Genomic DNA, 6,722 nt, shown 5'->3' on the forward strand with positions numbered 1-6,722 from the left:
CCGCCAGGAGGAAGGGCAGAGCCGCTTCCTCCTGGACCTCCATCCCAGTTTTTCAAACGTTTTTTAAAAGAACAATGACAGACCATGAATATCCTCGTCACATTTGATTTTGAATTGTTCATGGGCCGGCGGCAGGGCACCGTGGAACGTTGCCTGGCCACGCCGGTTCGGGAATTGCTGCGCATTGGTCAGCGTTTCGGGGTCAGATTCACCTTTTTTGTCGATACCTGTTTCCTGTTGCGCCTGGCAGAATTGTCTCCCCAACACAGGGCATTGGCCAGCATGCGGGATGAGACCCTGCATATTCTTGGGCAACTTCTCGCCGCCGGCCATGAATTGCAGTTGCATCTGCACCCCCATTGGCATTCGGCCACCTTCGCTGCTGCCGGGTGGCATTTTGACATGGACACCTTTGCCTTGCCCCGTCTGGCGGATGACACGCTTGCCCATATCGTGGCCGATAACAGCCATTTTTTGCGCACCCTGGCCGGCAAGGAAGCGGTTTTTGTCCACCGGGGTGGCGGCTGGTCCATCCAGCCTTTTGCCAAAGTGGCCCCGGCCCTGGCCCGGGCCGGTTTATGGATGGATTCGTCGGTGATTCCGGGTGCTGTTCGCCACCACCCCTGGCAACCCTACGATTTCCGGATGGCACCCACCGGATCCCGCTGGCGTTTCGAAAACGATCCTGCCCAGGCGGATCCACAGGGTCGTTTCATCCAGATACCCATCACCCCCATGACGTTAACTCCCCTGTTCCACTGGCGGCTGGCTTTTTCCCGTCATCTGGGAGGAAAAAATCAGCACATGTATGGCGACGGTCACGCCATCCAGATGGAGGGCGGCGAAACCATGACCAAACTGACCCGGACCACCCTCTCGCCGGTCTCCCTGGATGGTTTCAAGGCCGGATATCTGCAAACCGCCCTGGCTCTGCACCAGAAAAAATCCACACCAGGAGATGATTTTGTGATCATTGGTCATCCCAAGGCCATGTCCCCTTTTTCCATGGCCTGCCTGGAAACTTTTGTGGCCGCGCAGGTGGAACGGCATCGGTTTGTCACGTACCGGGACCTTGCCGACGAAATACAATTTTTGCCGTGCCTTCGATAAAAGCGTCCTGTTTATTTCCTGGCAAGATATTTCATGGGATTGTAGGGCCTGATGCTCCTGCGCAACTCGAAATGCAACCGGGGCGTGGTAGCGCGGCCGGATTGTCCCGAGTGGGCAATCACCTGGCCAGCCTGAACTTTCTGGCCACGATTGACCATGATTTTGCTGTTGTGGGCATAGGCGGTCATGTACCCCCCTCCATGGCGAACAATGATCATGTTGCCATAGCCGGGCAGACTGTTGTCGGCATAGGCCACAACTCCCCCCGCTGCGGCCTTGACCGGGGTTCCTACAGGAACGGAAATATCGATCCCATTATTTTGCATTCTTCCCCGCCGACCAAACTGACTGACCACATGGCCACCTTCCACCGGCCAGAGCCAATCCTTGGGCGCATTGGCCCTGGCAGCGGCACTGTTGGGATTCAAGCGCCGGTTCCCCTGCCGCCCGGCGTGATCCTGCGCCCCGGTCTCTTCATCCTCGTCGTTGTCACTGTCACCGGACGGGGCGGAAGCCGCAGCCACCGAGGTCGCTGCCGAAGCGGCACCTTTGGCTCCATCCATCTGTCCGGCTGTGGCCGCTGATACCCCGGGTCCACCCTGGGCCTCTGCCGCAACCCTGGCCTTCGCATCCGTCGCCACCTTGGTCTTCGCCTCCATCATGGCCTTGGCCTTGGCATCCGCCATGGCCTTGGCCTTCGCATCCGCCACAGCTTTCGCATCCGCCATGGCCTTGGCCTTCGCATCCGCCATGGCCTTGGCCTTCGCATCCGCCATGGCCTTGGCTTTCGCATCCGCTGCGGCCTTGGCATCCGCTGCGGCTTTCGCATCCGCTGCGGCCTTGGCATCCGCTGCGGCCTTGGCCTTCGCATCCACCACGGCCTTGGTGGCCTTCGCATCCGCCACGCTCCTGGCCTTCGCATCGGCCATGGCCTTGGTGGCCTTCGCATCCGCCAGGGTGTTGGCTTTCGCATCGGCCAGGGACTTGGTGGCCTTCGCATCCGCCACACCCGCTTCCGTAGCTGGCACCTTGGGGCTGTTCACGGATTTGGCGGCAACGACCGGTTTTTCCCCGGAAGCCTTGCCCGTTCCCCCGGCAACGTTGCCAGCAGGAGCCGTTTTGGCTGCGGCAACCGCCTGAACCGGTTTTCCTCTGACGGAAGCATCTCCCATGGCAACACTGCCCATCCGGGCTGCATCTGAAACTATCTGGCCCTGGACCGGAGCTGAAGAGGCCCCCACCAACGGTACAGCTCCCGCAACCGCCGATCCAACCTGGGCCGTCACCCCTGCCGCCACGACAGGTGCCACGGCAGATTTCTGACGTGCAACGGGTTTTGTCGCCACAGTTGGCGCTGTTGTTACTGCCAGCGGAGCCGGATTGGCCTGTCTGGATGCCACCGGTGCTGGAAGCATGGGTTCGCCAGCAGGCGGTGTTGGTGGCACAATATCGGATTTTTCAATGATCGGTGTCTGACTGGCCACCGGTGGCACGGCGATTTCTCCCTGACCGGCAGAAACCCCAGCCACGGCTCCGGTGGTCGGTTCGGACGTTGCCCCCCCCTCCGGGACAGAAGCCTTTTCTGCAAGCGATGCCTTCCAGCGTTTGTTCGGTCGCGGTGCAGCCTCCTCCTGACCAGGCGGCGGCGTGACAGCCAGCTTTTGCCCCAGGACCAGAAGGTCAGGGTCATCGATCTTGTTCCAGGCCGCGAGCTTTTCCACATCCACGCCATGCACCACGGCAATGGCCCACAGGGTATCCCCGGCCTGAACTTCGTAATTACCCGAACTGGAGCGGTTGATCCGCTGCGCCGGCGTCGGCTGTACGGCCCACGCCAGGGGGGGGCCACTGGCAATGCGGATGGGTGCCCGCTCGCGCCCGGGCCGGTCCCGCAACGGGTCTGCCGACGAGCAACCGTTCAAGAGCATCAATATTGCCAAAAAACCAACGCCGGGCGCAAAACCGGTCGTAAAATCTGCGAGTTTCATATGTTCAACCCTGATCCCCAAGGAATCAATCCCTGTCAATTCGTCCAAGTCCATGGAAAAAAACAAATTTTTTAATGCCACCCCTGCGCGCCCACCAGGGGCACGAAACGACACTCTTCCAGAATTTCCCGGGTTTCACCGAAGCGATTTTTGACCACCCGCAAGAGATTCTGCTTCATCCGGTTGCCGGCGGGAATGATCATCATGCCGCCGGGCGAAAGTTGTTGCAGCAGGGCATCCGGAACCACCGGGGCACCTGCCGTGACGATGATCCGATCAAACTGGCGTTTTTCCGGCCAACCCAGGGTGCCATCGCCTACCCGGAAGGTGACATTCAACAGGCCCATTTTGTGGAGACGCCACCTGGCCATCTCGGCCAGATCCGGGAGACGTTCGATGGTGCTGACATGCTGGCACAATCGCGCCAGAACGGCTGTTTGATAGCCGGAACCGGTACCGATTTCCAGAATTTTTTCCTGACCGGTCAGGCACAGGGCCTCGGTCATGCGGGCGACGGTGTAAGGACGCGACAAGGTCTGCCCCTCGCCGATGGGCAGGGTGACATCCCCACAGGCCCGTTCTTCCAGGGCTTCATCGACAAAAAAATGGCGGGGCAACTCACGCATGACCGCCAACACCTGTGGATCCCGGATACCCCGGTTGGCCAGTTGCTCCTGCACCATACGCTCCTGGGCACGACTGGCAACGAAACCTTCACGGCAACGGGCGGGTGGGGCGGCTGGCAGACTCAGAGAAATGTGGGCCATTTGGCAAGTTCTTCCATGGCGTCGTCAAGAAAGGCTTCGACATGCAACGGCGTGACCGACACATGCCCGGCTGCAACTGCCTGAACATCCTCCATGTAACGTTTGTTGCCGAGACCGGGGTGGGGCCGCCAGAAACTGGCCTCCGCCACCGGACTGCCGGCAACCCGGGGTGGGCGTTGTCGCCGACCCGGGCGCGTCACGATGGGATTCTTGATCGCAAAAATCGGTCCATTTGGAACATTGATGTTAAGAAAAGTGTGGCGTGGCAACAGACGCCCCCGCCACTGCCCGGCCAGTACGACCGCAAAACGGGCCGCACTCTCGAAATGCCATGGCGCTTCCCCGGCCAGAGAGACCGCCAGGGCCGGTATTCCCTGCAAGACCGCTTCCCTGGCCGCCCCCACGGTCCCGGAATAGTACAGATCCTCGGCCATATTGGCACCGGTGTTGATGCCGGAGACAACCAGGTCGGGAGGCGAAGTCAGGATTTGGCGGGTGGCAACCTGGATGCAATCGGCGGGGGTCCCATCCAGGCCATACCAACGCTGCCCATAGTCGGTGGCCTGGAGGGTGCGTTCCACGGTGATGGAGTGAGAGGCACCGCTGCGGTTGCGATCCGGTGCCACCACGGTCACCTCACCCAGGCGTCCGACCGCATCGGCCAGGATTTTCAACCCCGGCGATTGGATACCGTCGTCATTGGCAATCAATATGTGCATGATTTGTCCACATCAGCCAGCCGACCCCGTCCCGGTCAACATACGATGCAACTCCAACAAACCCTGATGGATTTCCCGGACGACTGCGAGGTTACGAGAAACCCCCCATTCCGTCAACCTTCCCCTCCCGGACCATCGCATCTTTCCAAATCCCTTGCAGAAAACAATTGTGACTCCCCTCAGAGGCTGTCCATTAACCCTCGGATAAAAAAAATTGGCCGGTTTTTCATTCGTTTCTTTTAAAATTAACGAGTTATTAGACAGCATCTCAGAGAGCGATTGTGACCCCCCGGCTGTTGGTTAACCTCTGGGTTTGCCCGGGAGTGCGGACGTCCCGCCCCGGTCACGTTCCGGGTTTTTCTGGCTCGGACAATTGAAAATGCGCCACAACCTGATTGCGCCCGCGCCGCTTGGCCTCGTACAAGGCCTGATCGGCCAGTTTGATGATCTCTTCCGGATTGTTGCTCTCTCCCAGTTGGGAATAATCCGCCGCACCGATGCTGATCGTGACCCGCAAACCATTCACGCTCAGTTTTTCGACTTTTTGCCGGAACCGATCCGCCGCTTCGACCAAACCCGGCGGCACGGTGTAGGGCATGATCACGCAAAACTCTTCACCGCCATACCGGCAACAGGAGTCCACGGTCCGAAAATACCCCTTCATGGCCGAGGCCACGGTCTGCAAGACCCGATCACCCTGGTCGTGACCATACTGGTCGTTGAATTTTTTGAAATGGTCCACGTCCAGCATCAGGACACCAAAACCGGAATTGTGCCGCCGGGCACGCTGCATTTCATCCTGCAGGATTTCCTGCATGCGGCGACGATTGTGCAACCCGGTGAGACCGTCGGTATAGGAGAGTTGCCGCAGCTTTTCTTCCAATTTTTTTTCGGCGGTCACATCCCGCAACAAGGCAGCCGAGCCAATCATCTCACCCTGGGAGGTATGAATGGTGGCCGCATAAAAATTCAAGACCCGATTGTTGTAGACCACGGTTTCGGGCATGTCCGTACCGGACCGTTCCAGGACTTTTTTGACATAATCCGGATCGTCGATCAGGTTGAAAAAACCGGCGGTGACAATTCGTTCTTCGCTTTTGCCCAACAGATCTTCCGCAGCCGGATTGACCAGCACCACCTGCTCCTGCGCATTGGTCACGACGATCCCCTCCCGGGCGCTGAGGAGAATGGTGGTCAATTTGTTTTGTTCATTCTGCAAATCATGGTTGGCACTTTGGAGTTCTTCACCCATCCGGTTGAAGATTCGGGCCATGTCGCTCAGTTCGTCATGTCCCTGTACCGGCGCACGCACGTCCAGATGCCCCTCTCCCATGCGCGCCATGGCCTGGGCCACCCGGGTCACACGCCCCAATACCGACCGACGAATCATCCATACCAGAAGCAGAAAAGCCATCCCCATACCGACCATCATCGCCGAAGAGCGCCACAACACTTTCTCCATGGCAACCCTTTGTGACGTAAAATCCAGATAAATTTCAAACGCCCCCAAAAAACGTCCGCCACGCATCACCGGGGCGTAGGTCTCCACGATATGCTTGCGAAACTTTTCGCCCTCCATGGATTTTTCTTCCATGGCAACCGCCTTGGTGTAGCTGTGCCCTCTGGCCACGATCTCCCGAAAATAGTCATGCTGGTTGGTCTGGCCAACCTCGCCGACCTGTGAGGCATGGATGATCCGCCCGTCTGGAGAAAACATCCGGTATTTGGCAACCTGGAAATCACGGGCAACCTCATGCAATTCGTGAATCAGTTCCGTCGTTGCGGTCAATTCGGTCCTGGAATCGGCATCGACCAGATAGCTCGCCACATGCGTCGCCACCTGAACCGCATTCTGCTCCGTCTGCCGCACCAGAACATCCACAAAAGCCGGATAGGTGAAAAATATCGTGTACAGAGGCAGGGAAACAACGACCAGAAACGTGACGATGAATGTACCCCGCAAAAATTTCTGCTTGAACATTACAATTCCCGATCTGACAAAAAGAGAGGAAAAACAATCCAAGACGTGACATTTCACCGTGCATGGCACAGAGTATGCTTTGGGCATTTCGTCACCCATTACCGTGCATGGCACAGAGTATGCTTTGGGCATTTCGTCACCCATTACCGTGCATGGC

The 6,722-nt window shown here is 58.4% G+C and carries 5 protein-coding genes; 1 reads left to right on the forward strand and 4 read right to left on the reverse strand.

Features of this window, described 5'->3' with window-relative positions; translation table 11 throughout:
* Window positions 1-84 precede the first annotated feature (84 nt).
* Window positions 85-1,110: a hypothetical protein gene (locus tag HQL65_17735; GenBank protein ID MBF0138076.1), complete on the forward strand. Its 1,026-nt coding sequence runs from the start codon at window positions 85-87 to the stop codon at window positions 1,108-1,110.
* A gap of 11 nt (window positions 1,111-1,121) precedes the next feature.
* Here the strand turns inward: HQL65_17735 and HQL65_17740 are convergent, their stop codons facing one another.
* The 4 genes from HQL65_17740 to HQL65_17755 all read right to left on the reverse strand — a co-directional run bounded on the left by HQL65_17740 (window position 1,122) and on the right by HQL65_17755 (window position 6,565).
* Window positions 1,122-3,098 (reverse strand): peptidoglycan DD-metalloendopeptidase family protein, encoded by a 1,977-nt coding sequence (locus tag HQL65_17740; GenBank protein ID MBF0138077.1) that lies wholly within the window; start codon window positions 3,096-3,098, stop codon window positions 1,122-1,124.
* Between the two features lie 71 nt (window positions 3,099-3,169).
* Window positions 3,170-3,865, reverse strand: a complete 696-nt coding sequence (locus HQL65_17745; GenBank protein ID MBF0138078.1) for a protein-L-isoaspartate(D-aspartate) O-methyltransferase — start codon at window positions 3,863-3,865, stop codon at window positions 3,170-3,172.
* Window positions 3,847-4,584, reverse strand: a complete 738-nt coding sequence (gene surE / locus HQL65_17750; protein MBF0138079.1) for a 5'/3'-nucleotidase SurE — start codon at window positions 4,582-4,584, stop codon at window positions 3,847-3,849. The genes HQL65_17745 and surE overlap by 19 nt, the downstream gene beginning before the upstream one ends.
* A 343-nt stretch (window positions 4,585-4,927) precedes the next feature.
* Entirely contained in the window at window positions 4,928-6,565 is a 1,638-nt protein-coding gene (locus HQL65_17755) for a diguanylate cyclase (GenBank protein ID MBF0138080.1), read from the reverse strand.
* Window positions 6,566-6,722 lie beyond the last annotated feature (157 nt).

This window comes from Magnetococcales bacterium (assembly GCA_015228935.1).
Classification (GTDB): Bacteria; Pseudomonadota; Magnetococcia; order Magnetococcales; family DC0425bin3; genus HA3dbin3.

Excerpts from the sequence above, each read along its gene's own strand:
- HQL65_17735 (MBF0138076.1), top strand. The coding sequence starts at position 85 with ATGAATATCCTCGTCACATTTGATTTTGAATTGTTCATGGGCCGGCGG.
- surE (MBF0138079.1), bottom strand. The coding sequence starts at position 4,584 with ATGCACATATTGATTGCCAATGACGACGGTATCCAATCGCCGGGGTTG.
- HQL65_17740 (MBF0138077.1), bottom strand. The coding sequence starts at position 3,098 with ATGAAACTCGCAGATTTTACGACCGGTTTTGCGCCCGGCGTTGGTTTT.
- HQL65_17745 (MBF0138078.1), bottom strand. The coding sequence starts at position 3,865 with ATGGCCCACATTTCTCTGAGTCTGCCAGCCGCCCCACCCGCCCGTTGC.
- HQL65_17755 (MBF0138080.1), bottom strand. The coding sequence starts at position 6,565 with ATGTTCAAGCAGAAATTTTTGCGGGGTACATTCATCGTCACGTTTCTG.